We start from the raw sequence: 24,579 nt of genomic DNA, 5'->3' as shown, positions 1-24,579 counted from the left end.
GGGAAAGAGGGACTTAACGGCAGCCTTGCTTCTCCGCCCATTGCTCCTGGGCGGCGACGCGGCGCTGCACGCGTTCGACGAGGCCGGTCGAGAAGGTCCGCATGCTGATGCCGCGGCGCTTCGCGAGGATCGTTTGCGCGACATCGGTGCGCGGGTTCGGCTGGCACGCCCAGTACAGCGTCATCAGCCAGCCGATGCCGGTCCACCCGAACAGCGCGTTGAACATCGCGATCGTCAGCTTGTCGTGCCGGCCGCGCCGGTCGGCAATGACGGCCGGCAGGAAATAGAGCGCGATCGCGACGACCGAACCGGCCACTTGAATCAGGACTGCATCATTCATTGTGCTGCTCCGTCCGAACTGCAATGGGGCCGATTGTCGCGCTTTTTCCGTTTGTGTGCCGGCAATTGATTGTTGCGTTTTTAATAACGATCAGCGGGCTTCGGCGTCCGCCGGCTGCAGTTCGTTGCTCAACGCGAAACCTTCGTCGAGCCAGCCCGTCACGCCGCCGATCATCAGCTTGACGGGGCGGCCGAGGCGCGCGAGTTCGATCGCCGCGCGCGCGGCGCCGTTGCAGTGCGGGCCCGCGCAGTAGACGACGAACAGCGTGTCGGCCGGATAGCCGGCGAGCTTGCCCGCGACGATCTTGCGACGCGGCAGGTTGCGCGCGCCGGGCACGTGGCCGGCGGCGAACTGGTCGGGGCCGCGCACGTCGAGCAGCACGAAATCGGGCGCGCCGGACGCGAGCGCGTCGTGCACGTCCCAGCAATCGGTCTCGAATCGCAGCGATGCCTCGAAATGCGCGAGGGCGGCGGGGCTGTCGGCGGCGGGCACGTCGGTGACGAAGGACATGGGCAGGCTCTCCTGGATGAACGGGCGCGGAATGCGCCGGGATGGAGGGCAGTATCGCGGTTCGGCGCGGTTCGCGGCAGTGGCGCGATCGACAAGTTCCGGTAACATCGCGCCATGCACAATCATCTCGTCGTCGCGCTCGCCTACGATCGCCTCTGCACGTTCGAATTCGGCTGCGTGGTCGAACTGTTCGCGCTCGAACGCCCCGAACTCGGGGTCGACTGGTATCGCTTCGCGGTGTGCGCGAGCGAGCCGGGGCCGGTGCGCGCGGCGGGCGGCATCACGGTCGCCGCGCCGTACCGGCTCGCGACACTCGATCGCGCGGATACCATCGTGATTCCCGGCTGGCGCGATTCCGAAGAACTGCCGCCGGAGCCGCTGCTGAAGAAGCTGCGGGCCGCGCATCGGCGCGGCGCGCGGCTCTGTTCGATCTGTTCGGGCGTGTTCGTGCTGGCGGCGGCCGGCGTGCTCGACGGGCTCACCGTGACGACGCACTGGCGTTACGCGCAGCGCCTGCAGGCGCGTTACCCGGCGCTGCGCGTGAATCCCGATGCGCTGTACGTCGACGAAGGGCAGATCGTCACGTCGGCTGGGTCGGCGGCCGGGCTCGACATGCTGCTGCATCTGGTGCGCCGCGATCACGGCGGCGCCATCGCGAACCGTGTCGCGCAACGCCTCGTGCTGCCGCCGCATCGCGACGGCGGGCAGGCGCAGTTCGTGCCGCGTCCGGTCGCGCCGGGCGGCAGCGACCGGCTCGCGAAGCTGATCGACTGGATGCGCGCGCACGCGGCCGAGCCGCATACGCTCGCGTCGCTTGCCGCGCAGGCTGCGATGAGCACGCGCACGCTGCAGCGTCAGTTCGCGGACGCGACGGGGATGTCGCCGCTCGCGTGGCTGATCCGCGAACGCGTGAACGTCGCGAAGGACATGCTCGAAGCGCAACCCGCGCTGCCGCTCGCGCAGGTCGCGGCGCGCGCGGGGTTCGGCTCCGAGGAATCGTTGCGCCGGCATTTCCGGCGCGTCGCGGCGACGAGCCCGGCCGCGTACCGGCGCGGGATGGATCGCGGCGGAAGATAGCAGGCGCCGGGTCGATGCCGTCGCTCACGCGCGCGGCCTGAGCACGACGATGCCGGGCGTGTTCTTCACGTACTCGACAAAAGGCGAATCGACGACTTTCATGTTGGCCTTTTTCGACGACGCATTGCGCAGCATCGGCCCGTCGGGCGTGTCGATGAAGAAGCCGACGTGCGTGACGTCGAGGCCATCGGCCTTCGCGTAGATGCCGATGTAGTCGCCGGTCCGGAGCCGGCTGACGACATAGTCGTCGACGAATTCGCTCGGGATATGGACGATGTCCCGGCTGACGACCGGCAACCCCGGCAGGTATGCGCCGCCGTCGGCTTTCCTGTTGAGCTGCTTCGTGACCGTGACGGCATGCACGCTGATCGTGGCGGTCACGTCGTCGGCCAGCACCTGCGGCCGGTAGGCCCAGTCGGTGAAGAAATGGCGGCGATGCGTGAAGCTGATGTCGCCGTTCACGTAGCGCGTCGGCACGAGGCGGCTCGCGTAGTCGGCTTTCGTCGTCGCCTTTCTCGCGGCTTCGACGTAGTCGAGGTAGGTATAGCAATCGAGCCCGCTGAAGTCGATCACCAGTTGTTCCTGCATCGTCGACGAGCCCTTCAGCATGTCGCCTCGATAAGGCGTGCCAAGAAATTCGCGCGACAAGGCTTCGATGAGCGGGCCGGTGCCGCTGTTCGGCTGCGCGGCGCGTATCGCCAGCAACGCGTCGAGCTTGCCGGAGGTCTCCGGATTCAGGTTCGCCAGCGCGGCTTGTTGCTGCACCGTCGTTGCATCCGGCGGCGGTGACGACGAGACGGACCCACCGCCGTCGCAGCCGGCCAATGCAAGTGCGACGACGAGCGGCAAGCATTTTCTGAAGTTCGTTTCAATCGACATAAGCGGGTTCGGGTTGGAAGTTTCAATCCATCGTCAAAGGTGGGTGAAGATCGATCCGGCCGGCTCGTCAGGCATTCGATGACGGACAGACATCGCGGGACGCGGCTTGCGGTGGACGATATTGAATAGACGAGCGAACCTCAAGAAATCTCAACGAAATCTGAATCAACGAGATGGCGATGGCGGCGCATCGCGTTCATGGTCGTTCGCGTATCATCGTTGCTTCCGTTACTCCCGTTCCGGTTCCCGCCATGACTTCTGCCGCCGCCGTTGCCGGCCACGACACACGCGTCGCATCGGGCGCGCCGCTGCCTTCCCGCCTGCCGTTAATTCAGGCGCCGATGGTCGGGTCCTTCAGCCCGCTCGCGATCGCGGTGTGCGAAGCCGGCGGGCTCGGTTCGCTGGCATGCGCGGCGCTCGGCCCGCAGCAGTTGCGCGAGGAGATCGCGGCGATCCGGGCGCGCACGCCCGCGCCGTTCAACGTGAACTTCTTCTGCCATACGCCGCCGGCGCCCGACGCGGAGGTCGACGCGCGCTGGCGCGCATCGCTCGCCGGCTACTACGCGGAAGCCGGGCTCGATCCGGCCGACGTGAAGGGCGGCCCCGGCCGCGCGCCGTTCGACGATGCGATGTGCGCGGTCGTCGAGGAGTTGCGGCCGGCCGTCGTGAGCTTCCATTTCGGGCTGCCGGACGACATGCTGCTCGACCGCGTGCGGCGCACCGGCGCGCGGGTCGTTTCGTCCGCAACGACCGTCGAGGAAGCGCGCTGGCTCGATGCGCGCGGCGTCGACGCGATCGTCGCGCAGGGCGCGGAGGCCGGCGGCCATCGCGGGATGTTCCTGACCGACGACATCCACGCGCAACCGGGCCTGTTCGCGTTGCTGCCGCAGATCGTCGATGCGGTGCGCGCGCCGGTGATCGCGGCCGGCGCGATCGCCGACGGGCGCGGCATCGCGGCCGCGTTCGCGCTCGGCGCGCGTGCGGTGCAGATCGGCACCGGCTACCTGCTGACACCGCAGGCCGGCCGCTCGGCGCAGCATCGCGCGGCGGTGCGTGCGGCGCGCGACGACGGTACGCGCGTGACCAACCTGTATACGGGCCGCCCCGCGCGCGGGCTGCTGACGCGCTTCATGCGCGAGCAGGGGCCGATGAGCGCGCTCGCACCCGCGTTCCCGCTCGCGACGGCCGCGGTCGATCCGCTGCGCGGTGCGTTCGAGCGGCAGGGCCGCGACGATTTCTCGCTGCTGTGGTCGGGCGAGGCCGCGGCGCTCGCGCGCGAAGAGGATGCCGGCGAACTGACGCGGCGCCTGTGGGACGACGCGCTGGCCTGCGCGGCGGGGCTGCGCGACGCGTTCCCGCAGGCGGTCTGAACGCACGCGGAAGGGGCGCGGACGGCGGATCAACGGCGTATGATCTGGATTTTCGTCAGCCCGATCCAGGCCCCCCACCATGACCTCCGTCGACACTACCCCCGTCCTCGACCATGACAAGCTCGTTACCTTCATCGAGCGCAAGTGGAACGATGAAATCCTCCACGCACTGACCGACTACATCGCGATCCCCGCGAAGAGCCCCGCGTTCGATCCCGACTGGGAGAAGCGCGGTTATCTCGAGCGCGTCGTCACCGATGCCGCGCAGTGGGCCGAACGCCAGCCCGTGAAGGGCCTGAAGCTCGAAATCGTGCGCCTGCCCGGCCGCACGCCGGTGATCTTCTTCGAATCGCCGGCCACGCGCCCGGGCAGCACCGACACGATCCTGCTGTACGGCCATCTCGACAAGCAGCCCGAATTCGACGGCTGGCGCGCGGACCTCGGCCCGTGGACGCCGAAGTTCGAGAACGGCAAGCTTTACGGCCGCGGCGGCGCGGACGACGGTTATGCGATCTACGCGAGCCTCGCGGCGCTCGGCGCGCTCGACGAGCAGGGCATCGAGCGGCCGCGCTGCGTCGGCCTGATCGAGACCTGCGAGGAATCGGGCAGCTACGACCTGCTGCCGTACGTCGACGCGCTGCGCGACCGGCTCGGCCAGGTGTCGCTCGTGGTGTGTCTCGATTCGGGCGCCGGCAACTACGACCAGATGTGGCTCACCACGTCGCTGCGCGGGCTCGTGTCCGGCGACCTGCAGGTCGAGGTGCTGGAAGAAGGCATCCATTCGGGCGTCTACGGCGGCATCGCGCCGTCGAGCTTCCGCGTGATGCGCCAGTTGTTCGAGCGTCTCGAGGACGCGAAGAACGGCAACCTGCTGCCGGGCGTGTTCCATTGCGAGATCCCGTCGAGCCGCGTGCGCGAAGCCGACGCGGCCGCCGCGATCCTCGGCGATGCAGTATGGAAGGGACTGCCGTGGGCGTGCGGCGCGGACGGCAAGCCGGTGCTGCCCACCACGACCGATCCGCGCGAGGCGCTGCTGAATTCGACGTGGCGTCCGTCGCTGTCGGTGACGGGCGCGGCCGGCATGCCGGCGCTTGCCGATGCGGGCAACGTGCTGCGTCCGCGCACCGCGTTCAAGCTGTCGCTGCGCCTGCCGCCGCTCGTCGATGCCGCGCAGGCCGTGCAGCAGCTGAAGGAACTGCTCGAACTCGATCCGCCGTACAACGCGAAGGTCACGTTCAAGCCGGACGCGGGCGCCGCGACGGGCTGGAGCGCGCCGGATCTCGCGCCGTGGCTCGCGTCGTCGCTCGACGCCGCGTCGCGCCGCCATTTCGGCGCGGACTGCGCGTACATGGGCCTCGGCGGCACGATCCCGCTGATGAACGTGCTGCAGGACGGCTTCCCGTCCGCGCAGTTCATGGTGTGCGGCGTGCTCGGGCCGAAGTCGAACGCGCACGGGCCGAACGAGTTCCTGCACGTGCCGTACGCGAAGAAGCTGACCGCGGCGGTTGCCGACGTGATCGCGACCGCGCGCTGATCGTCGCGACCGTTCGACGTCCCGATTGCCCAACCCGATCCGACCTGACGGAGCCTTGCCGATGACCGCACTGCCGACGCCCGACACCGAACCGCTGCGCATGCGCGCCGAACCGCTGCACGCATTCGTCGCGGCACTCTGGGAACGGGCCGGCAGCAGCGAGCGCGAAGCGCGGCTCGTCGCCGATCACCTGATCGGCGCGAATCTCGCGGGCCACGATTCGCACGGGATCGGGATGATCCCGAACTACGTCGCGTCGTGGCGGGAAGGGCAGTTGCAGTTGAACGGGCACGCGTCGATCGTCCGCGACGGCGGCGCGGTGCTGACGATCGACGGTGGGCGCGGCTTCGGCCAGGTGATCGCGTTCGAGGCGATGGTCGAGGGGATCGAGCGCGCGCGGCGCATGGGCATCTGCGCGATCGGGCTGCGCGACGTGCATCACCTCGGCCGCATCGGGCACTGGGCCGAGCAGTGCGCGCGCTCGGGGCTCGTGTCGTTTCATTTCGTCAACGTGCCGGGCGACCTGCTGGTCGCGCCGCTGCACGGCACCGATCCGCGCTTCGGCACGAACCCGTTCTGCGCCGCGTATCCGCGTGCGGGCCGGCCGCCGCTGCTGCTCGATTTCGCGACGAGCGCGATCGCATACGGCAAGACGCGCGTCGCGCACAACCAGGGCAAGCGCGTGCCGGCCGGGTCGCTGATCGACCATCGCGGCCAGCCGACCGACGATCCGGCCGTGATGCACGAGCAGCCGTTCGGCGCGCTGCTGCCGTTCGGGCTGCACAAGGGCTATGCGCTCGCGGCGATGTGCGAGATCTTCGGCGGCGCGCTCGTCGGCGGGCATACGACGTACGGCGATACGCTGCAGAAGACGAGCGCGATCGTGAACGGGATGCTGTCGGTGCTGATCGATCCGAAAGCGTTCGACGCGGCCGATGCCGAGCGCGAAGCCGATGCGTTCGTCGCATGGGCGAAGGCGTCGCCGCAGACGGGCGATGTGCCGGTGCAGGTGCCCGGCGAGCCGGAGGAAGCGAGCCGCGCCGCGCGCGGCGCCGGCGGCATTCCGGTCGATCGGGCGACGTGGCGGCAGATTCGCAGCAGTGCGGCGGCCGTCGGTTTCGACGACGCGGCGCTCGACGCATGGACGCAGCGCTGTATCGGCGCTGCTTGACCGACAAGGGCGGCCGATGAGCTGGCAGGCGGACAAGGCGCACGGCGAGGAGATCGCGTACCAGATCGCGAGCCTCGGCCATATCGACGTCACGCGGTTTTTCAGCGGTGCCGCGCTGCGGCTCGACGGCGTGATGTTCGGCTTCCTGGCGCGCGGGTCGCTGTTCCTGCGTGTGGACGACGTGAACCGTCCGGCGTTCGTCGCGGCGGGGATGGGGCCGTTCTCGTATTCGGGACGCACGCGCACCATCGCGCTCGAGGGCTACTACGAAACGCCGGCCGACGTGCTGGAGGATGCGGGCGCGCTGTTCGACTGGTGTCGCGGCGCGTATCGCGCGGCGCTGCTGGCGGGGCCGCCGAAGCGCAAGGCGAGGGCGGCGCAGAAGACAGCGCCGAAACCGGCATCGAAGGCGTCGCCGAAAGCTTCGCCGAAACCCGCGCCAAAATCGACGACGGGGCAGAAATCGAAGCCGGCATCGAAACGGACTGCAAAGCCGTCTCCCGAAACGGCGCCCAAATTGGCTTCGAAATCGTCATCGACACGTAAGAAATCCTAGTGCCGACCACGCGAAGCAACGGCTTCGTGATTTCTGTTCTCTTTTCTTTCTCACCACTCGGTCGCCGGGCGATTCGCGCGTCGCGCAGCGGCTGCCGTACGCTCGCCTGCATCGTCGCCTTCGCGCCAATGCGTCGAATATCGACACAGCAGGGGGCATCGACGGTAAACGTGAGGGTATCGGGGCGGCCGCAGATCGGACGCACGAGAGCGTAAGGCTTGCCGCACCGCACATTCTGCATGCTTCACAACGGCGGCCCCGGCGTTTATGATCGGCGCGGATCGCGCTCATGCCCGGCGCGACCCGCGCCGGCCTCGCCGCCGGCTCCGCGAACGGCGCATCGTACGCCGCGCGGGACGCTCCCCCACTCATCATTCCAGACGGAGACAGCCGATGCTCGTCCTGATTCTCGGTTTAGCGATCTTCCTCGGTGTGCACTCGATCCGGATCGTCGCCGACGGCTGGCGCTCCGCGATGATCGTGCGAATCGGCGAGAAAGGCTGGAAGGCCGGCTATGCGGTCGCGTCGATCGTCGGCTTCGTGCTGATCGTCCGCGGTTACGGAATCGCGCGCGAGGGCGCGGCGCTGCTGTGGGTGTCGCCCGTCGGCGTGCGCCACCTCACCGGCATGCTGACCGCAGTCGCGTTCGTGCTGATCGCTGCGTCGTATGTGCCTGCGAACCGCATCAAGACGCTCGTCGGGCATCCGATGCTGGCCGGCGTGATGGTCTGGGCGGTTGCGCACCTGCTCATGAACGGCACGGTGCACGCGGTCGTGCTGTTCGGCGCGTTCTTCGTATGGGCGCTCGTCGATTTCGTCGTGTCGCGTACGCGCGATCGTCGCGACGGCGTTCGTTATCCGGCCGGCAAGCTGTCGGGCGACGCGGTGACGATCGTGGCCGGGCTCGTCGCGTGGGCCGTGTTCGCGCTGTTCCTGCATGGCCTGCTGATCGGCGTGCGGCCGTTCGGCTGAACGCGCACGCCGGGTCAGACCGGCAGCCATGGCAGGAAATCATGGAGGATCGCGCCGTGCAGCATCGCTTGGTGCCGGGCCGCCGGCGTTGAACCGGAATGACTGCCGCAGCGGCGGCAACGGTGTGCGTGTATCAGATCGGTTTGACGAACAACCCGACGGTGAGCAACGCGCCGATGCAGACGATCCCGATCCGCAGCACGCGTTCGTTCACGCGATGCAGCGCCCACGTGCCGAGCAGCCCGCCGACGATCGCGCCGCCGCCGAGCGCGAGTGCCGCGCCCCAGTGCAGCTGCGGCGACGTCAGGAACAGCACGACGGCCGATGCATTCATCACGCCCGCGAGCGCGTTCTTCGTCGACATCGCGTGACGCGGCGACAGGCCGGCCATCGTCAGCGTGGCCATCATCAGGAAGCCGAGGCCGCCGCCAAAGTAGCCGCCGTAGATCGCAATCATGAACTGCGAGATCGCGGCGGGGACGGTACCGAGGTGTGCGGTGCCTTCGCTCGGCTTGCGGAAAAAGCTGCCCCATGCGAACACGATCGTCGCGAACAGCACGAGCCACGGCACGAGGCGCGAGAAGATCGACGAAGGCGTCTTCAGCAGCAGCAGCCCGCCGAGCGCGCCGCCGACGACACTGATCGCGAACAGCGCGCGAAACGACAGCTTGCCGGCGCCGCGCACCATGTTTCGGCTCGCCCAGCCCGTCGTGACCTGCGCGGGAAACAGCGCGACCGTCGACGTGATGTTCGCCGCGAGCGGCGACATGCCCGACACGATCAGCGCGGGCAGCGTGATGAACGAGCCGCCGCCCGCGAGGGTGTTCTGCAGGCCGGCCCAGAGGCCGGCGAGGATGACGAGGGCGAGCATTGGTGCGGGAGCGGGGAGGTGGCTGGGCTCGCTTGCCGGAGGCGGGCAGGCGCGGCGGACGCACGATGGTAATGCAGGATCGCGGGCGCGGGAAGGAAGAACGCGCCGGGATAATCCGGGGAGCCGATGCGGAACGTCCGTCGCGTCGTGGCGCGGTCGAATGTGCCGGCCGGATTCGGCTTGGCGGCGGTTTCTGCCAGGCGAACGCCCGATTTAACGCTTTATCACGATGGGCCTACCTGAAAGATGCTAAATTCGCCCACCGATATCTCAGAAATTGGAAAGGGCAGACAGATGCTGAAGAAATTGGCCGGGATGGCAGTGGTGGTCGGTGTGACGGCGGTGGCGTCGCTGCCTGCCGTGGCAGGCGACACGAACAATGCACTGGGCGGCGCGCTGGGTGGCGTCGCGGGCGCGGCGGTCGGCAACGCGGTCGGCGGGAGCACGGGCGCGATCATCGGCGGCGCCGTGGGCGGTGGCGCGGGTGGTGCGGTGACGTCGAACAAACACGAACGCACGGGCGCCGTCGTCGGCGGCGCACTGGGCGGTGGCGCGGGTGCCGCCGCGGGCAACGCGATGGGCGGCACGGCCGGCAGCCTCGTCGGCGCCGCGGTGGGCGGCGGCGCGGGTGCGGCGCTGGGCGGCCACGTGTCGCGCAACAACTCGCGTTCCAACGATTACTACCGCGGCAACAAGCACAAGAACAAGAAGCGCTACAAGCACGACGACTGATCGGCGGGTCTCCGTCGAGCAGCAGTGGGGCGAGCGCACGACGGCGAAGCGCACATCGTCGCGACGTCGTCCCGCGCTTCCCCGGCGAGCGCACGACGGCGAAGCGCATATCGTCGCGATGTCGTCCCGCACCTCCCCGGCGAATGCTGATCCTGCCGGGTAGCCGGGGACGCCTCCGTGATCGCCGCGCATGTGGCGATGGAGGCGGTCAAGCGGTCATTCATTCGTTCCGTCTTCGGTTATCAGCGCGTTGAGCACCAGGCCCGAGATGGTGCGGTAAGCCGCGTCGAAATCGTCGCTTCCCAGCGTGCGCTTGCCGAGCACCAGCAGCATCTGGGGAGCGAAATCCGCATACGCCTGCGTGGCTGCCCAGATCAGGAAGAACAGGTGCTCCGCATCGACCTGCCTGACCTTGCCTGCGTCGATCCAGCGTTCGAGCACCCGGATGTCGTCGCGCAACACCGGAATCAGTTGCTTGCGGATTTCCTTTCCGTAGGTCTTTGCGCCGCCGATGATCTCCAGCGCAAAAACCCGCGATCCATGCGGGCGATTTCTGGAGAATTCCAGTTTGGCCCGGATATAGGCCGACATCGCTTCCGCGGGCTCGCGATCGGGCGCCGCAAACTCCCGCATCCTGCCCAGCCAGTCGCGCAATACGTCGTCCAGCACGCGTTTGTAGAGCGCCAGTTTCGTGGGGAAGTAGTACATCAGGTTCTGCTTCGACAAGCCGGCGGCCGCCGCGATCGTCGCAACGGAACTCCCGTCGAAGCCGTACGTGGAAAACGATTCCTCGGCAGCGGCGAGAATGGCCGCCTCGAGCGTGTCGCGCAGCGCTTCCCGCCGGCCGTGGGGCCGGACGGGCGTTCCTGCAGTCGGCCCGGACGGGTTCATCGCTTTTCTTCCACCAGCTTGTCGGACCGGCGTCGTCGTTGCCCGCTCAACGCGTGCCCGCTTCAGGATAGGTGATGCGTTCAGGCGCGCGCTGCATGATGACCTTCCCGGCGCGGAGCGACATTCGCACCTTTGCCTGTTTGCGTATCACTTCATAGTCGCAATCCGCGTCGAGGATCAGCAGATTGGCCGGCCGCCCGACGGCGATGCCATAACGATCGCCCAGCGACATCGCATGTGCGCTGTGCTCGGTGACGAAGTCGAGGCATCGCTGCAGGTCGTCATAACCGAGCATGTGACACACGTGCAGGCCGACGTCGAGGATGCGCAGGATGTTGCCGTTGCCGACGGGATACCACGGATCCTTGATCGAATCCTGTCCGAAGCACACGTTGATGCCGGCGCGATCGAGTTCCGCCACCCGCGTAATGCCGCGTCGTTTCGGGTAGGTGTCGAAACGCCCCTGCAGGTGGATGCTTTCGGTCGGACACGAAACAAAATGAATCCCCGACCGCTTCAGCAAGCGGAACAGCTTCGAGCAATAAGCGTTGTCGTAGGAACCCATCGCGGTCGTGTGGCTGGCGGTGACGCGCGCGCCCATCCCGCGAACCCGCGCTTCCTCGGCGAGCACCTCCAGGAAGCGCGAATGCGGATCGTCGGTCTCGTCGCAATGGACATCGACCAGGCAGCCCTTGCGTTCCGCGAGATCCATCAGGAACTTGATGGAACTCACGCCCTGATCGCGGGTGTTCTCGAAATGCGGAATGCCGCCGACGACGTCGGCGCCCATTTCGATCGCGCGCTCCATCAGCGCACGTCCGTTCTCGAACGATTCGATGCCTTCCTGGGGGAACGCGACGATCTGCAGGTCGATCAGATCGCGCGCCTCGTCCCTGACCTCGAGCATTGCCTTCAATGCGGCAAGCGTGTGATCGGTGACGTCCACATGCGTGCGCACGTGCTGGATGCCGTTGTCGCGCAGCATTCCGATCGTGGTGTGGGCGCGGGCTTTCGTATCGTCATGCGTAATGGTGGCCTTGCGCTGGCCCCACCGCTCGATGCCTTCGAACAGCGTGCCGCTCATGTTCCACTCGGGCTCGCCGGCGGTCAGCGTCGCATCCAGATGGATATGCGGCTCGACCAGCGGCGGGATGACGAGATTGCTGCCTGCATCGATGACGTCGTCTCCTTGCGGCGTCAGCGGCGACGGCTGGAGGTCGATGCCGCGAACCGTGCCCGCATCGATGTCTATCGTGAAGAGGCCGCTATGGCCGCGCAATCTGGCGTTGACGATTTTCATGAGGATTCCTTTTGTTCGTGGGGGCCGGGCGGGCGTGAAGCGAAATCATTCACCCTGGACGGACGGTTCGCGGGAGAACGCACGGGAAATCTGCAGCAGCGCGATGTAGGCGGCGGCGGACGCCGCGATGCCGACGATCGGCGCGATCCACGGCGACGTATAGGCGAGTATGGCGCCGATCGCATACGCGGCCAGACCGACCAGATTGAAGCGCGGCAGGCGGGCGGCGGCAAGCGACGGGTATTGCCCGCGATGGCGATACCAGTAGTCCGCCATGATCACGCCGCCGACGGGAGGAATGATCGAGCCGAGCAGCACCAGGAACGGAATCAGCAACTCGTACATCCCGCCGACCGCGAGCACGATGCCGATCGCCGCGCCCACCAGTACGAGCGTGCGGCGCCGTTCGGTGCGCAGCAGATGGCATCCGGCGGCCGCCACGTTGTACATCGTCGGCCCCTGGATGGTCCAGAGATTGAGGCACAGCATCACGACCGCTGCGATCGACAGGCCTTGCAGCATCATCACCTCGACGATGTCGGCTTGCTGATAGACGATGGCACAGTATGCGCCCGCGACGATCATCAGGCCGTTGCCCGCGAAGAATCCGATCATGCTTGCCCACACGGCGCTGCGAGCGCTGCGTGCGAGGCGCGTCCAGTTGGTTGCCTGGGTGGCGCCGCTGGCAAAGGTGCCGATGACCATCGTCACGGCCGCCGAGAACTGCATCGGATGAGACGGCACGACGTGCGTGAGGCCGGCCCAGCCGCCGATATCGCGGGTGGCGATCCACATCGACGTCATCAGAAGCACGAACATCAACGGCACGGAGACGCGCGACAGCACATCCATGCCGCGATAGCCGATGATGGCCGTGATCGAAAATCCGAAACCGAAGACGATCATCAACGGCGTGGTAGCGGAGGCCGGCCACCCCAGCAGCTTGACCAATACGATGGCCACCGTTGCGGTTCCCCATGCATACCAGCCGAGTTCCGCGAAGCCCAGCAGGAAATCGGACAGCTTGCTGCCGATTTCCCCGAAGCAGAATCGCCCCATCAGCACGGCATTCAGGCCGCTGCGGGCGGCAATCAGCGCGAGCGACGCCGCATAGGCGGCGAGCAACAGGTTTCCGATCACGGCGATCTGGATCATGCCGACGACGTCGAAGGCGACGCCGATCTTGCCGCCGGCAAACATCGTTCCGGTGAAGAACGTGAAACTCAACAACACCATCGTGATGGACAGGAATCCGGTGCGTTTCTCGGGCGGGACTTCGCTTAGCGAGAATTCTCCGTGATCCGATTCGTCCGTCGGGCGTGAATCCTGGTTCGTGGGCATCTGGGCTCCCGTCAGCGATTGGGTTGGGTCCGAAAGGGTTTGCGAGGGCGATGTGTGGACAGGCGACGCTCTGTTTCAGCGCGTCATTCTCTCCGGCCAAAATTTTTACGAGCGTAAAAATTTTGGGCGGGCGGATGGGGCGAAACATCACCGGACTGAGTGAAATGCCGATCGAGTCGCGAAAGGGGCATGCCGGACAATCAAGCGGGTTTTCTCGGATCGCGGGAAGACCTGCGCGAATCACCCGATCGCGATTTGTTTCGTGAAACGTATGCGCGCCAAAGCGGAATATCGGTGTGAAAGTCAATAGAAGAGTCTAAAAGTTCTGTAATTCGATCCCGATGCGCGGAAGCCGTGCCGGCGGGCCCGGCCGCGCAGCGCCCGGTGAGGCTCTCGCGGGCTTTGCTGCGGCGGGCTTTGCTTCACCGGCCGGCTTGCGTGCGCGATGCGCGGGTCGACGCAATCGAATCGGTTTGTTTTATTGTTCATTCGCGCGCATCGTTTCATTTAAACCGGATATGCCGTGCATCCAGTTGCGATTTATTGCAGCGCGGTGCACAATCGTTCACAAGTGCAATAAATCCGCAGCGGATTTTCTCAGCGGCACGAATACTCCCCGCCATTCACTGCACGCCATTTCGGCGGGCGCACGATCGTGCGTCAGGCTCGGCGGCGCGACTGCCGATCTCCGGTACATCGCGAATCACGGAGCACATACGCCCGAGGCACGATGCCGTTGGCCCATCGGCCGGCCGGTCCCGACAGTACAGCATGGGCGCAACATGGCGACTTCCATCGACCTCAATCTTCTCGTCGTTCTGGACGCGTTGCTGTCCGAGAACAGCGTCGTGGGCGCGGCCAACGCGCTCGGCCTGAGTCCGTCCGCGCTCAGCCGCTCGCTTGCGCGGCTGCGGGTGATGACGGGCGACCCGTTGCTGGTGCGGGCAGGGCGCGATCTCGTCCCGACCCCGCGCGCGCTCGAGTTGCGCGACAGGGTGCATGCGCTCGTCATGGAGGCGCATTCGGTCATGTGCCCGTGCGAACGGGTCGACATGAGTACGCTCAAGCGCACGTTCTCGATTCGCGCGAACGAGGCGTTCGTCGAGACGTTCGCGCCGGCGCTGCTCGAACACGCGTCGCGCACCGCGCCCGACGTGCGGCTGCGCTTCGCGCCCAAACCCAACAAGCATGTCGATGCGCTGCGCAACGGCGACATCGATCTCGAAGTCGGCGTGATCGGCCAGGCCGGCCCGGAGCTGCGCGTGCAGGCGCTGTTTCGCGACCGCTTCATCGGCGCGGTTCGCGCGGATCATCCGCTGGCGACCGGCGAAATCACGCCGCAACGCTTCGCGTCGTTTCCGCAAGTGGGCGTGTCGCGCCGCGGGCAGTTCAACGGCCCGATCGATACGCTGCTCGATTCCCTCGGCATCGCACGCTCGGTGACCACCGTCGTGTCGAGTTTCCCGACCGCGCTGTCGCTCGCGCGCAGCTCGGACTTCGTCGCCAGCGTGCCGGAGCGGCAGACCGAGCGGTCCCGCGTCGGCATGTACAGCTTTACGCTGCCGCTGCCGATCGCGGACCTGACCGTCTCGCAGATCTGGCACCCGCGTTTCGATCGCGACCCCGCGCATCGCTGGCTGCGCGATTGCGTGCGCAGTATCTGCGCGCCGCGCGTTGCCGATGCGATCGTCCCCTAGCCGCGCGGTCGCTTCGATGTGACGCGCCATGCAACCCTGGTGGCGTGCGTCAACGTCATTGATATATTGCGTTTCGTGCATCTTCCGAAGCGTAAATCGATTCGGTATGCTCGATTCCGTTCGGACAACACTGGAGATAATGGGCAGGGCAATTTTCGCTTTTGAATTCGCCGAACATTCGTGACGCCTTTAAATAATAAATATCCAATCCGAGGGGTATGTGAATTGAGGTGAACATTGGAAATCGTGAATCTGACATATTGGCGTCTTATTCTGGATGGGGATACGAATGGTTCAGTTTGCAGCGAATATAGCGACTCCCGCGGATGTCACGTTGAGTATGCGCGAATGCGAGGTATTGCGATGGGCGGCGGAAGGAAAGACCGCGTATGAGATCGGCGTCATTCTCGGCTTGACCGAGCGCACGATCAATTTCCATATTTCGAGATCGATTGTGAAGCTCAACGCGTCCAACAAGACCAATGCGGTCGTGAAAGCCGTGTTGATGGGCCTGATCGTGTTTGCATGAACGGCACCGGGGCGTCCGTCCGTGGACCCCCGGTTGCGGCATCAGATCGCGCCCTGGAACGACAGCACGCGCGTCCTGAACTCTTCCGGCACCGGCACCGTGGTCTTGCTGCCGTAGTCGAACATCACGTGCGTGGACAAGGCCCGCGCAACCACCGCATGATCGTCGGCCGAATCCCCGGCGTCCGCCTGCCCGTCGCGCACCATCAGGTATTCCAGTTCGAAGCTCTTCGAGCCGAAGCGCGTGACGCTGCTGCGGACCGTGATCGTATCGCCGTACTGCGCGGGCTTCAGATATTCGCACGAGGTCTTGACCATGATGTGCGGCAGCTTTTCCGAATAGGGCAGCTCGAGCAGATCGTGCATGTAGGTCAGGTACGCGTGCTGCAGATAATCGTAATAGACGGGGCTGCTCACATGGCCCATCGCGTCCGTTTCCCGATACTTCACGTCGATTCGGGTTTCAAAATATTTTCTTGTCATTACCAGGCTCCTTGGCAGAACGGCGGGTGAGAACGGGTTTGTGCAGGAGTTAAGTTAGACGCGATCCGCATATCGGAATACTGTCGGAAATCACAGATATCCACTATGTGAAATGCTTCTGAGATAAATGACAGTATCACCGGGGATTTGACCGCGCTCTAATTGCCTCCGTAAATCAGCATCCGATCAGCGAGAGTGGAGCGTTAAATGGAAAAATCCGTTGGGGCAGCGTTGACGCAAGGCGTGGCGGTGATCAGTGCGCAGCGGTTGCGCGCCGAATTGCCGTGCGATCCCGGCCTGGCACGGTCGATCGGCGATGCGCGGCGCGCATTGGCGCGCATCATCGCGGGCGAGGACGACCGGCTTGCGCTGATCGTCGGCCCGTGTTCGATCCATGACGCGGAGGCCGCGCTGGCGTTCGCGCGCCGGCTCGCGCCGCTGCGCGAGCGGTACGCCGATGTGCTCGAGATCGTGATGCGCGTCTATTTCGAAAAGCCGCGCACCACGGTCGGCTGGAAAGGGCTCCTGAACGACCCGTATCTCGACGGCAGTTTCCGGATCGAGGACGGCCTGCGCGTCGCGCGCAAGGTGCTGCTCGGCATCAATGCGCTGGGCCTGCCGGCCGCGACCGAATTTCTCGATCCGATGACCGCGCCGTATCTCGACGACCTCGTGTCCTGGGGCGCGATCGGCGCGCGGACGACCGAATCGCAGATCCATCGCCAGGCGGCATCGGGGCTCGACCTGCCGGTCGGCTTCAAGAACGGCACCGACGGCAACGTGAAGGTCGCGATCGACGCGATCCGCGCGTCGCGCGTGTCGCACAGTTACCTGAGGTCGTCCGTCTCCGGCAGCGTGGAAATCGCGACCACGCGCGGCAATCCCGACACGCATATCGTGCTGCGCGGCGGCAAGACCCCGAACTACGACGCCGCCAGCGTCGCGGCCGCCTGCGCCGCGCTGCGCGATGCGCATCTTCCTCCGTATGTCGTGATCGACGCGAGCCATGGCAACAGCGGCAAGCAGACGCGCGCGCAGATCGACGTGTGCGGCAACCTCGCCGCGCAACTGCATCGCGGGGAGCGCGCGATCGTGGGCGTGATGATCGAGTCGTTCCTCGTCGAGGGGCGGCAGGACCTGGTGCCGGGCACGCCGCCGGTGTTCGGCCAAAGCATTACCGACGCATGTCTCGGCTGGGATCACACGGCCGAGCTCGTCGAGCAGTTGGCTGCCGCGGCGGTTGCGCGGCGGCGTTCGCCAGCCGGCTTCATCGCGCACGGCGCCGCCGTCGCGATGCAGGCCGCTTCTTACTGAAAGGAGCTCTCTTGAACTCACCCATCGACATCGCCCGCGCGCTCGACTGGAAAGGCGACGGCGCCAGCCGCACGCCATACGAGGCGTACACGAGTGAAGCGCTGTACCAGCGCGAACTCGAGCGCCTGTTCTACGCGAATCACTGGTGCTACATCGGCCTCGAAGCCGAAGTGCCGTCTCCCGGCGATTTCCAGCGCACGGAAGTCGGCGAGCGATCCGTCGTGATGACGCGCACGGAGGACGGCGAAATCGTCGTCTTCGAAAACGCTTGCGCGCACCGCGGCATGCAGTTCTGCCGCGAGCGCTCGGGGACAGCGAAGGATTTCCACTGCCCGTATCACCAGTGGAACTACGACCTGAAGGGCAACCTGATCGGTGTGCCGTTCCGGCGCGGCGTGCGTCAGGGCGGCACGATCAACGGCGGCATGCCGGCGGATTTCGATCCGGGCAAGCACGCGCTGCGGCGCCTGCGCGTGTCGACGCGCGGCGGTGCGGTGTTCGCGTCGTTCGACGAGAACGTCGAATCGTTCGAGGATTTCCTCGGCCCGCGCATCCTGCCTTACTACGATCGCCTGTTCCACGGCCCGAAGCTGACCGTGCTCGGCTACACGCGGCAGCGCGTGCCGAGCAACTGGAAGCTGATGGTCGAGAACATCAAGGATCCGTATCACGCGGGGCTGCTGCATACCTGGTTCGTCAACTTCGGCCTGTGGCGCGCGGACAATCCCGCCAGGCTCGTGACCGATGCGCATCACCGGCACGGCGCGATGGTGTCGATCCGCAGCGGCGGCGGCGGCGGCGAGGTGACCCACAACGTGACGAGCTTCAAGGAGCGCATGACGCTGCACGACGACCGCTTCCTCGATGTCGTGCACGAACCGTGGTGGGGCGATCCGACCGTCGTGATGCTGACGCTGATGCCGAGCGTCATCATCCAGCAGCAGGTCAATGCGCTGTCGACGCGTCGCATCCGGCCGATCGGCCCGGGCGTGTTCGACTACGTGTGGACGCATTTCGGTTTCGAGACCGACACCGAGGAGATGACGCGGCGGCGTCTGCGCCAGGCCAATCTGTTCGGACCGGCCGGTTTCGTGTCGGCGGACGACGGCGAGGTCATCGAATGCGTGCAGCAGAGCTTCGAGCAGATCCAGCACGGCAACGTCTACAACGAACTTGGCGGCCGGCAGATCGACGAGCAAACCGACCATATGGTCAGCGAAACGCTGGTGCGCGGCATGTACCAGTACTGGCGCCAAGTGATGGAGGCCTGAATGAGCACGATCACGACACGAACGGACCGGCTGGCCGCCGTGCCCCACGCGAGCGGCGCGAGCTTCGAGGATTTCTACGCGCTCGTCCAGCTCAACGCGCGGTATGCGGCCGTGCTCGACGGCGGCGACTGGGATGCGTGGCCGGAATTCTTCATCGAGCAATGCAGGTACACGGTGGTGCCGCGCGAGAACCACGAGCGCAGCCTGCCGCTCGCGGTGATGGATTTCGAGAGCAAGGGCATGCTGAAGGACCGCGTCTACGGGATCAAGGAGACGCTGTTCTTCGACCCGTACTATCAGCGCCACGTGATCGGGCTGCCGCTCGTCACGTATCTCGACGACACGGCGATCGAGGCGGAGACGAACTATGCGGTGCTGCGCACGAAGACCGAGCAGATGAGCGACGTGTACAACACGGGGCGCTATCTGGACCGGATCGTGCGCACGCCGCAGGGGCTGCGTTTCGAGTCGCGCATCTGCGTCTACGACAGCGAGATGATTCCGAACTCGCTGATTTATCCGATCTGAACGAGGTGCCGAAAGTGACTACGGAATGGATCGATGCGGTCGCGCCGGAAGCGGTGCGCACCGACGGAATACTCGGCGTCCGGGTGGGCGGCCGCGACATCGCGCTGTATGCGGTCGGCGACGAGATCTTCGCGACCGAGAACCAGTGCACGCACGGCGACGCACGCCTGAGCGACGGTTTCCTGCTCGACGACGAGATCGAGTGCCCGCTGCATCAGGGGCGCTTCAGCGTGCGGACCGGCATCGCGCTGTGCGCGCCGCTGACGACGTGCGTGCGTACCTATCCGGTGAAGATCGAGAACGGCCGCGTGTTCGTGCAGCTCGCGCCGGCCGATGCGGCGGCGCCGGCGGAGGTGCGGTCATGAGCGCGTACGTGGTGTTCGATATCGACGTGCACGACGTCGACGCATACCAGGCGTACCGCCGGCTCGGCGCGCCGACGGTGGCCGCGTACGGCGGGCGCTTCCTGGTGCGCGGCGCCGAAGTCGAGACGCTGGAAGGAGACTGGGCGCCGAAGCGCGTCGTCGTGCTCGAATTCGAGTCGGCGGAGCGTGCCCGCGAGTGGTATCGGTCGGAGGGCTATCAGGCCGCGAAGCGGTTGCGCGAGCCGGCCGCGCGGACGCTCGGCATCCTCGCCGACGGATACGTGCCGGCCGCCGGCGATCCACGTTAAGCAGTGCAGGCGAAGGGGCTCCGCGCCGTGTCGATCGGCGCGGAGCCCCTTTTTCATTTGGGGTGCCGTCGAGCGCGACCGGCACAATCGATTCATCGGCGATGGCGATGCGATCCGGCAGATGTTTTCGCCGCCTTTCGGCGGCCCGGTTACCCGGTCGGTCGCGCCCGTCGGGCGAGGCGGGTTCCGGATATTTCCCCTCGCACGCTTTCACACATGCCGTTGCCCGGCGCACGCAGCGGCTGTGCATGCGCGGGCGCGCTTTGCCGTCAGGAACGCATCACGCATGGCGGTAGCGGATCGACCAGACCGTCAGCAGCGTCGCGCCGAACAGCAGCAGGCAGCCGAACGAGAAGTCGTTCAGCGCGAGCATGTGCGCTTCGACGTCGATCGCATGCGAGACAGACGCGAGCGCGCCGGACGGCGACAGCCCCGCGTGGTCGAGCCGCGCGAACCAGTCGCCGGACGCGAAATCGTACGGCGTGATGTGGTCGACGAGATAGGTGTTGTGTACGCGGGAGCGGCGCTCGAAGTAGGTCGGCGCAACCGACGTCGCGACGCTGGTGCCGATCCGCCGCAGCGCGTTCTGCAGCCCGGATGCCGCGGGCAGCCGCTCGCGGGGCAGCCCGGCGAGCGACAGCGACACGAGCGGCGTGATGAAGAACGCGGTGGCGGCGCCCATCAGCAGCGAATTGGCGGCGATGTCGCCGACCGTCACGTCGCTGTTGAAGTGCATGCGCCAGAACGAGGCGGCGCCCCAGCCGACGAGCGCGACGGTCGCGAGCAGGCGCGGGTCGGTGCGGCCCTGGAAGCGGCCGAGCAGCGGCGCGATCACGATCCCCGCGAGACCGAGCGGCGCGGTGGCGATGCCGGCCCAGGTGGCCGTGTATCCCTGCTGCGTCTGCAGCCACAGCGGCACGAGCACCAGCGCGCCGAAGTAGAGCCCGAAGCCGACCGTGATCGCGAGCGTGCTCGTCGTGAAGTTGCGGTCCGCGAACAGCCGCAGGTCGACGATCGGATGGCTGTCGGTCAGCTCCCAGAGGATCAGCGCGACGAACGACACGACGCCGACGACCGCCAGCATGCGGATTTCGTCGGAGGCGAACCAGTCGAGGTTCTGGCCGCGATCGAGCAGCAGCTGGAACGAACCGAACGCGGCGGTGAGCAGCAGCAGCCCGACGACGTCGACCGGCAGCCGCCGCGTCGCGTTGTCGCGTCCCGCCAGCAGCCGCGCGAGCACGCCCAGCACGAGCACGCCCGGCGGCACGTTCACGTAGAAGATGTACGGCCAGCTCAGGTTGTCGGTGATCCAGCCGCCGGCGATCGGCCCGAGCACCGGCGCGACGAACGTCGTGGTCTGCCACACGGCCAGTGCGACGTGGCGGCGCGTCGACGGGAACACCGCGAGCAGCAGCGCCTGGGACAGCGCGGTGATCGGGCCCGACGCGGCGCCCTGAAGCGCGCGAAACAGCAGCAGCGACTCGAAGTTCGGCGCCATCCCGCACAGGATCGACGTGAGCACGAACAGCAGCACCGACACGCGGAACAGCCGCACCTGGCCGAAGCGCTGCGTGAGCCAGCCGGTGAGCGGCAGCGTGATCGCGAGCGGCGTCGCGAACGAGGTCAGCATCCACGTGCCCATGTCCGGTGCGACGCCGAGATCGCCCGCGATGGTCGGGACGGCGACGTTCGCGATCGTCAGGTCGAGCGTCTGCATGAAATTCGCGACGCTGACCGCGATCGCGACGAGCGCCAGCGGCATGCCGGCGAGCGGCTCCAGCGGCAGTTTCGGCGCCGCGTTCCGGGCGAAGAGGCGCATCGTCAGGCTCCCGGTGCGAGCGGGCGCGCGCCGCTGTTCGCGCGAATCGTCTCGGCGACGAGCGCATCGCCCGCTGCGTCGTCGTCGCGATAGATCGACGTGGCGTCGATCGACCGGCGCGCTTCGGGCGCACGGGCGGGCGGCGACGCCGATGCGGTGCCGGGGCCGTGATCGACCGGCACCGATGCCGTCATCGACAGGCCGATGCGCAGCGGGTGCGTGCGCAGCTCGGCGGGATCGAGCGCGATCCGGACCGGCACGCGCTGGACCACCTTGATCCAGTTGCCGGTCGCGTTCTGCGCGGGCACGGCCGCGAAGGCGGCGCCGGTGCCGGCTTCGAGCCCGACGACGCGCCCGTGGAACACCACGTCGCTGCCGTACAGGTCCGAGAACAGGTCGACCGGCTGCCCGGCGCGCATGCCGCGCAGTTGCGATTCCTTGAAGTTGGCTTCGACCCACACGTGATCGAGCGGCACGAGCGCCAGCGACGGCGTTCCGGGCGAGACGTGCTGGCCGACCTGCACGACCCGGCGCGTGACGAGCCCGCCGAGCGGCGCGCGTATTTCGGTGCGGCGCAGCGCGAGCGCCGCGCTGCGGACCCGGGACGCCGCCGCGCGCACGAGCGGATTCGTGTCGATCGACGTGCCGTCGGTGCGCGCGAGCGTCGCGTCGTACGCGGCCTGCTGCGCGTTCAGCGCGGCTGCCGCGCCGTCCATCGCATCCCGCGCATGGCGAAGATCCTCGCGCGACACGCCGCCGTCTTGCGCGAGGCTCAGCCGGCGCTGCAGGTCGTCGTTCGCCTTGGACCATTCGGTGCGCCGCACCCGGATCTGCGCTTCTTCGCGCACCGCGTCCGCATGCGCGGTGCGGTATTGGCGCACCGCGTGCGCGAGTTGCGCGACCGCTTCGTCCAGCGCGAGCCGGGCATCGGTCTTGTCGACGCTGAACAGCAGGTCGCCCGGACGGACCCAGTCGGCGTTCTGCACGCGCACCGCGTCGACGGTGCCGCCGATCTGCGGCGAGATCTGCACGACGTCGCCGGACACGTACGCATCGTCGGTCGTCTCGGTGCCGCGCGTGGTGGCCCACGCGACGGCGGCGAGGCCGGCCGCGCCGGCGAGCGCGATGAAGAACCAGCGGAAGTAGCGCCGTCGCGCGCGTTGCAGCGACGGCTCGGCGGCGGGGGATTCAGGACGGTTCATTGCGTGACTCCAGTGGAAGTGGTGCCGCCGAGCGCGGCGATCAGGCGGGCATGCTCGATCGCGAACGACGCATCCGCACGCGCGACCGACGCGCGATCGTCGAGCAGGCGGCCTTGCGCGAGCAGGACGTCGAGGTAGCCGGAAATGCCTTTCCGGTAGCGCTGCGTCTCGATGTCGTAGGTCTGTTGCGCACGCGCCAGCGCTTCGCGCTGAAGCGCGCGCTGCCGGCCGAGCGTATCGATCTGGACGAGGGTGTCGCTGACCTGCGCGAGCGCGTTGACGACCGTGTCGTCGTACACCGCGACGGCGGTGTTGTAGGCGGCGGTTTGCGCGCGCAGGCCGGCGCGCAGGCGGCCGCCCTCGAAAATCGGCAGCGTGATTGCGGGGCCCGCGCCGAACGTGCCGCTGTTGCCGTGGAACAGCGCGCGGAAGCCGAAGCTCTGCACGCCGGCGAAGGCCAGCAGGTTGACGTCCGGATAGAACGCGGCGCGCGCCGCATCGATGTTCGCCGCTTCGGCCTCGACCCGGTAGCGGGCGGCCAGCACGTCCGGCCGGCGGCCGATCAGCGCCGCGGGCAGGACGGCCGGCATCGGCAGCCCGGCCGCCGGCGGCGCGACAGGCTTCAACGCATCGGCGTAACCGGGCCCCCGGCCGACGAGCGCGGCGAGCCGGTGGCGCAGCCGGGCCGACTCGGCCGCATGCGTGTTGATGTCGGCCTGCGCGTGCGGGATGGGTTCGCTCGCCCTGAGCACGGCGACCTGCATGTCGAGACCGGCATCGGCGCGTTGCGACGTGAGGCGGAGCAGATAGCTGTGCTGCTGCAGCGTATCGCGCGCGATCGCGAGCAGTTGCTGTTCGAGCGCGAGCTGCAGATAGGTTTCGACGATCGCCGCTTGCAGCGACACGGTGGCCGCGTGCTCGAGCGCGCGCTGCTGGTCCGCGCGCAGCGCGGCGGCGCGCGCCAGCGCGTGCTGCCGGCCGGCGATGTCGAGATCCCACGACGCGCCGAGGAGCGCCTGCGCGTCGACCTGCCAGTGCCCGGCCGCGGGCGGCGGCGTCCGGTAGCTGCCCGGCAGGCGGGTCGGCACTGCGCTCGCCGTCGCGCCCAGCTGCGGCAGCAGCGCGGCGCTTTCGACGTCGGTGTCGGCCAGCGCCTGCGCGACGCGTTCGCGCTGCGCCTGCAGCGTCGGTGCGCCGGCCAGCGCATCGTCGACGAGACGATCCAGCTGGGCATCGCCGAACGCGCTCCACCAGCGTGCGGCGATCGTCGGCGCGCCGGCGCCGGCGGAGCGGATCGCGGCACCCGCATCGAGCTGCTCGACGGGGGTGATCCGGGCCGCCGGGCGTTGCGGGCCGAACGGGGCGCAGCCGGCGAGCGCGAGCGCGGCGAGCGCGGGAACCAGGCGGCGGGCGCCGCGCGCTCGGTCGATGAGGAAGGGCATGGTCGGTTTCCTGTGACGCGATGGCGAACGATTTATATCTAAAAATATATCTTTAGATATTATTTGACGATCGGCAAC

25 protein-coding genes are annotated in these 24,579 nt (G+C 67.2%); 14 read left to right on the top strand and 11 right to left on the bottom strand.

Annotated elements, in window-relative coordinates; all coding sequences use genetic code 11:
- Positions 1–13: 13 nt before the first annotated feature.
- Positions 14–340: a superinfection immunity protein gene (locus tag KVT39_RS04115; protein WP_034180582.1), complete on the bottom strand. Its 327-nt coding sequence runs from the start codon at positions 338–340 to the stop codon at positions 14–16.
- A gap of 90 nt (positions 341–430) precedes the next feature.
- Positions 431–850, bottom strand: coding sequence for a rhodanese-like domain-containing protein (locus KVT39_RS04110; protein WP_034180581.1), 420 nt, complete (start codon positions 848–850; stop codon positions 431–433).
- 114 nt (positions 851–964) lie between these two features.
- On the opposite strand from KVT39_RS04110, the gene ftrA reads away from it, so the two are divergent.
- On the top strand, positions 965–1,927 hold the full coding sequence (gene ftrA / locus KVT39_RS04105) for a transcriptional regulator FtrA (RefSeq protein WP_105391208.1): 963 nt from the start codon (positions 965–967) through the stop codon (positions 1,925–1,927).
- 24 nt (positions 1,928–1,951) lie between these two features.
- Here the strand turns inward: ftrA and KVT39_RS04100 are convergent, their stop codons facing one another.
- Positions 1,952–2,692 carry a DUF1460 domain-containing protein gene (locus KVT39_RS04100; RefSeq protein ID WP_368858902.1) on the bottom strand — a complete coding sequence of 247 codons (741 nt, stop codon included), beginning with the start codon at positions 2,690–2,692 and terminating at the stop codon, positions 1,952–1,954.
- A 365-nt stretch (positions 2,693–3,057) separates the two neighbouring features.
- On the opposite strand from KVT39_RS04100, the gene KVT39_RS04095 reads away from it, so the two are divergent.
- The 5 genes from KVT39_RS04095 (at position 3,058) to KVT39_RS04075 (ending at position 8,409) form a co-directional block, all read left to right on the top strand.
- Positions 3,058–4,176 (top strand): nitronate monooxygenase family protein, encoded by a 1,119-nt coding sequence (locus KVT39_RS04095; RefSeq protein ID WP_217587903.1) that lies wholly within the window; start codon positions 3,058–3,060, stop codon positions 4,174–4,176.
- A gap of 79 nt (positions 4,177–4,255) precedes the next feature.
- Complete coding sequence (locus tag KVT39_RS04090) at positions 4,256–5,710, top strand: M20 family metallopeptidase (protein ID WP_105391205.1); 1,455 nt, start codon at positions 4,256–4,258, stop codon at positions 5,708–5,710.
- Between the two features lie 61 nt (positions 5,711–5,771).
- Positions 5,772–6,881, top strand: a complete 1,110-nt coding sequence (locus tag KVT39_RS04085; protein WP_034180577.1) for a malate/lactate/ureidoglycolate dehydrogenase — start codon at positions 5,772–5,774, stop codon at positions 6,879–6,881.
- Between the two features lie 16 nt (positions 6,882–6,897).
- Entirely contained in the window at positions 6,898–7,437 is a 540-nt protein-coding gene (locus tag KVT39_RS04080) for a TfoX/Sxy family protein (protein WP_131948465.1), read from the top strand.
- Positions 7,438–7,830: 393 nt separating this feature from the next.
- Complete coding sequence (locus tag KVT39_RS04075) at positions 7,831–8,409, top strand: NnrU family protein (protein WP_217587902.1); 579 nt, start codon at positions 7,831–7,833, stop codon at positions 8,407–8,409.
- A 133-nt stretch (positions 8,410–8,542) separates the two neighbouring features.
- Here the strand turns inward: KVT39_RS04075 and KVT39_RS04070 are convergent, their stop codons facing one another.
- Complete coding sequence (locus KVT39_RS04070) at positions 8,543–9,280, bottom strand: sulfite exporter TauE/SafE family protein (RefSeq protein WP_175747277.1); 738 nt, start codon at positions 9,278–9,280, stop codon at positions 8,543–8,545.
- Positions 9,281–9,574: 294 nt separating this feature from the next.
- On the opposite strand from KVT39_RS04070, the gene KVT39_RS04065 reads away from it, so the two are divergent.
- The gene (locus tag KVT39_RS04065) at positions 9,575–10,012 is read left to right on the top strand and encodes a glycine zipper domain-containing protein (RefSeq protein WP_217587900.1); all 438 of its coding nucleotides are present in this window, start codon (positions 9,575–9,577) and stop codon (positions 10,010–10,012) included.
- Positions 10,013–10,228: 216 nt separating this feature from the next.
- On the opposite strand, the gene KVT39_RS04060 is transcribed toward KVT39_RS04065, so the two are convergent.
- From KVT39_RS04060 to codB, 3 genes are read right to left on the bottom strand one after another with little or no spacing between them, the layout of a single operon-like run.
- Positions 10,229–10,903 carry a TetR/AcrR family transcriptional regulator gene (locus KVT39_RS04060; RefSeq protein WP_217587898.1) on the bottom strand — a complete coding sequence of 225 codons (675 nt, stop codon included), beginning with the start codon at positions 10,901–10,903 and terminating at the stop codon, positions 10,229–10,231.
- A 46-nt stretch (positions 10,904–10,949) separates the two neighbouring features.
- Entirely contained in the window at positions 10,950–12,203 is a 1,254-nt protein-coding gene (gene codA, locus KVT39_RS04055; protein ID WP_217587895.1) for a cytosine deaminase, read from the bottom strand.
- Positions 12,204–12,248: 45 nt separating this feature from the next.
- Positions 12,249–13,544, bottom strand: coding sequence for a cytosine permease (codB, locus tag KVT39_RS04050; protein WP_217587894.1), 1,296 nt, complete (start codon positions 13,542–13,544; stop codon positions 12,249–12,251).
- A gap of 782 nt (positions 13,545–14,326) precedes the next feature.
- Between codB and KVT39_RS04045 the strand changes: the two genes are divergently transcribed.
- Together KVT39_RS04045 and KVT39_RS04040 are read left to right on the top strand one after the other, a co-directional pair.
- On the top strand, positions 14,327–15,241 hold the full coding sequence (locus KVT39_RS04045) for a LysR family transcriptional regulator (RefSeq protein ID WP_217587893.1): 915 nt from the start codon (positions 14,327–14,329) through the stop codon (positions 15,239–15,241).
- A 289-nt stretch (positions 15,242–15,530) separates the two neighbouring features.
- Complete coding sequence (locus KVT39_RS04040) at positions 15,531–15,770, top strand: LuxR C-terminal-related transcriptional regulator (protein WP_235212469.1); 240 nt, start codon at positions 15,531–15,533, stop codon at positions 15,768–15,770.
- Between the two features lie 41 nt (positions 15,771–15,811).
- On the opposite strand, the gene KVT39_RS04035 is transcribed toward KVT39_RS04040, so the two are convergent.
- Positions 15,812–16,252, bottom strand: a complete 441-nt coding sequence (locus tag KVT39_RS04035; RefSeq protein ID WP_034180568.1) for a thioesterase family protein — start codon at positions 16,250–16,252, stop codon at positions 15,812–15,814.
- A 207-nt stretch (positions 16,253–16,459) separates the two neighbouring features.
- Between KVT39_RS04035 and KVT39_RS04030 the strand changes: the two genes are divergently transcribed.
- The 5 genes from KVT39_RS04030 to KVT39_RS04010 are packed head-to-tail and all read left to right on the top strand — an operon-like array spanning position 16,460 to position 20,038.
- The gene (locus KVT39_RS04030; RefSeq protein ID WP_175959613.1) at positions 16,460–17,566 is read left to right on the top strand and encodes a 3-deoxy-7-phosphoheptulonate synthase; all 1,107 of its coding nucleotides are present in this window, start codon (positions 16,460–16,462) and stop codon (positions 17,564–17,566) included.
- Positions 17,567–17,577: 11 nt separating this feature from the next.
- Positions 17,578–18,837 (top strand): Rieske 2Fe-2S domain-containing protein, encoded by a 1,260-nt coding sequence (locus tag KVT39_RS04025; RefSeq protein WP_034180567.1) that lies wholly within the window; start codon positions 17,578–17,580, stop codon positions 18,835–18,837.
- Positions 18,838–19,365: an aromatic-ring-hydroxylating dioxygenase subunit beta gene (locus tag KVT39_RS04020; RefSeq protein ID WP_131948459.1), complete on the top strand. Its 528-nt coding sequence runs from the start codon at positions 18,838–18,840 to the stop codon at positions 19,363–19,365.
- A gap of 14 nt (positions 19,366–19,379) precedes the next feature.
- Positions 19,380–19,730: a non-heme iron oxygenase ferredoxin subunit gene (locus KVT39_RS04015; RefSeq protein ID WP_034180990.1), complete on the top strand. Its 351-nt coding sequence runs from the start codon at positions 19,380–19,382 to the stop codon at positions 19,728–19,730.
- Positions 19,727–20,038, top strand: a complete 312-nt coding sequence (locus KVT39_RS04010; RefSeq protein ID WP_034180566.1) for a DUF1330 domain-containing protein — start codon at positions 19,727–19,729, stop codon at positions 20,036–20,038. The genes KVT39_RS04015 and KVT39_RS04010 overlap by 4 nt, the downstream gene beginning before the upstream one ends.
- A 280-nt stretch (positions 20,039–20,318) precedes the next feature.
- Here the strand turns inward: KVT39_RS04010 and KVT39_RS04005 are convergent, their stop codons facing one another.
- From KVT39_RS04005 to KVT39_RS03995, 3 genes are read right to left on the bottom strand one after another with little or no spacing between them, the layout of a single operon-like run.
- A complete protein-coding gene (locus KVT39_RS04005; protein ID WP_175747281.1) occupies positions 20,319–21,857 on the bottom strand; it encodes a DHA2 family efflux MFS transporter permease subunit in 1,539 nt (512 codons plus the stop codon).
- Positions 21,858–21,859: 2 nt separating this feature from the next.
- On the bottom strand, positions 21,860–23,059 hold the full coding sequence (locus tag KVT39_RS04000; protein ID WP_217587892.1) for an efflux RND transporter periplasmic adaptor subunit: 1,200 nt from the start codon (positions 23,057–23,059) through the stop codon (positions 21,860–21,862).
- Positions 23,056–24,501, bottom strand: coding sequence for an efflux transporter outer membrane subunit (locus KVT39_RS03995; RefSeq protein WP_175747285.1), 1,446 nt, complete (start codon positions 24,499–24,501; stop codon positions 23,056–23,058). Before KVT39_RS03995 ends, KVT39_RS04000 begins: the two co-directional genes overlap by 4 nt.
- Positions 24,502–24,579 lie beyond the last annotated feature (78 nt).

Source organism: Burkholderia sp. GbtcB21 (assembly GCF_019091065.1).
In the GTDB taxonomy this organism is placed as follows: Bacteria; Pseudomonadota; Gammaproteobacteria; order Burkholderiales; family Burkholderiaceae; genus Burkholderia; species Burkholderia pyrrocinia_C.
Note: the sequence above shows the minus strand (reverse complement) of the source record. Positions and strands in the feature narration are given on the sequence as shown.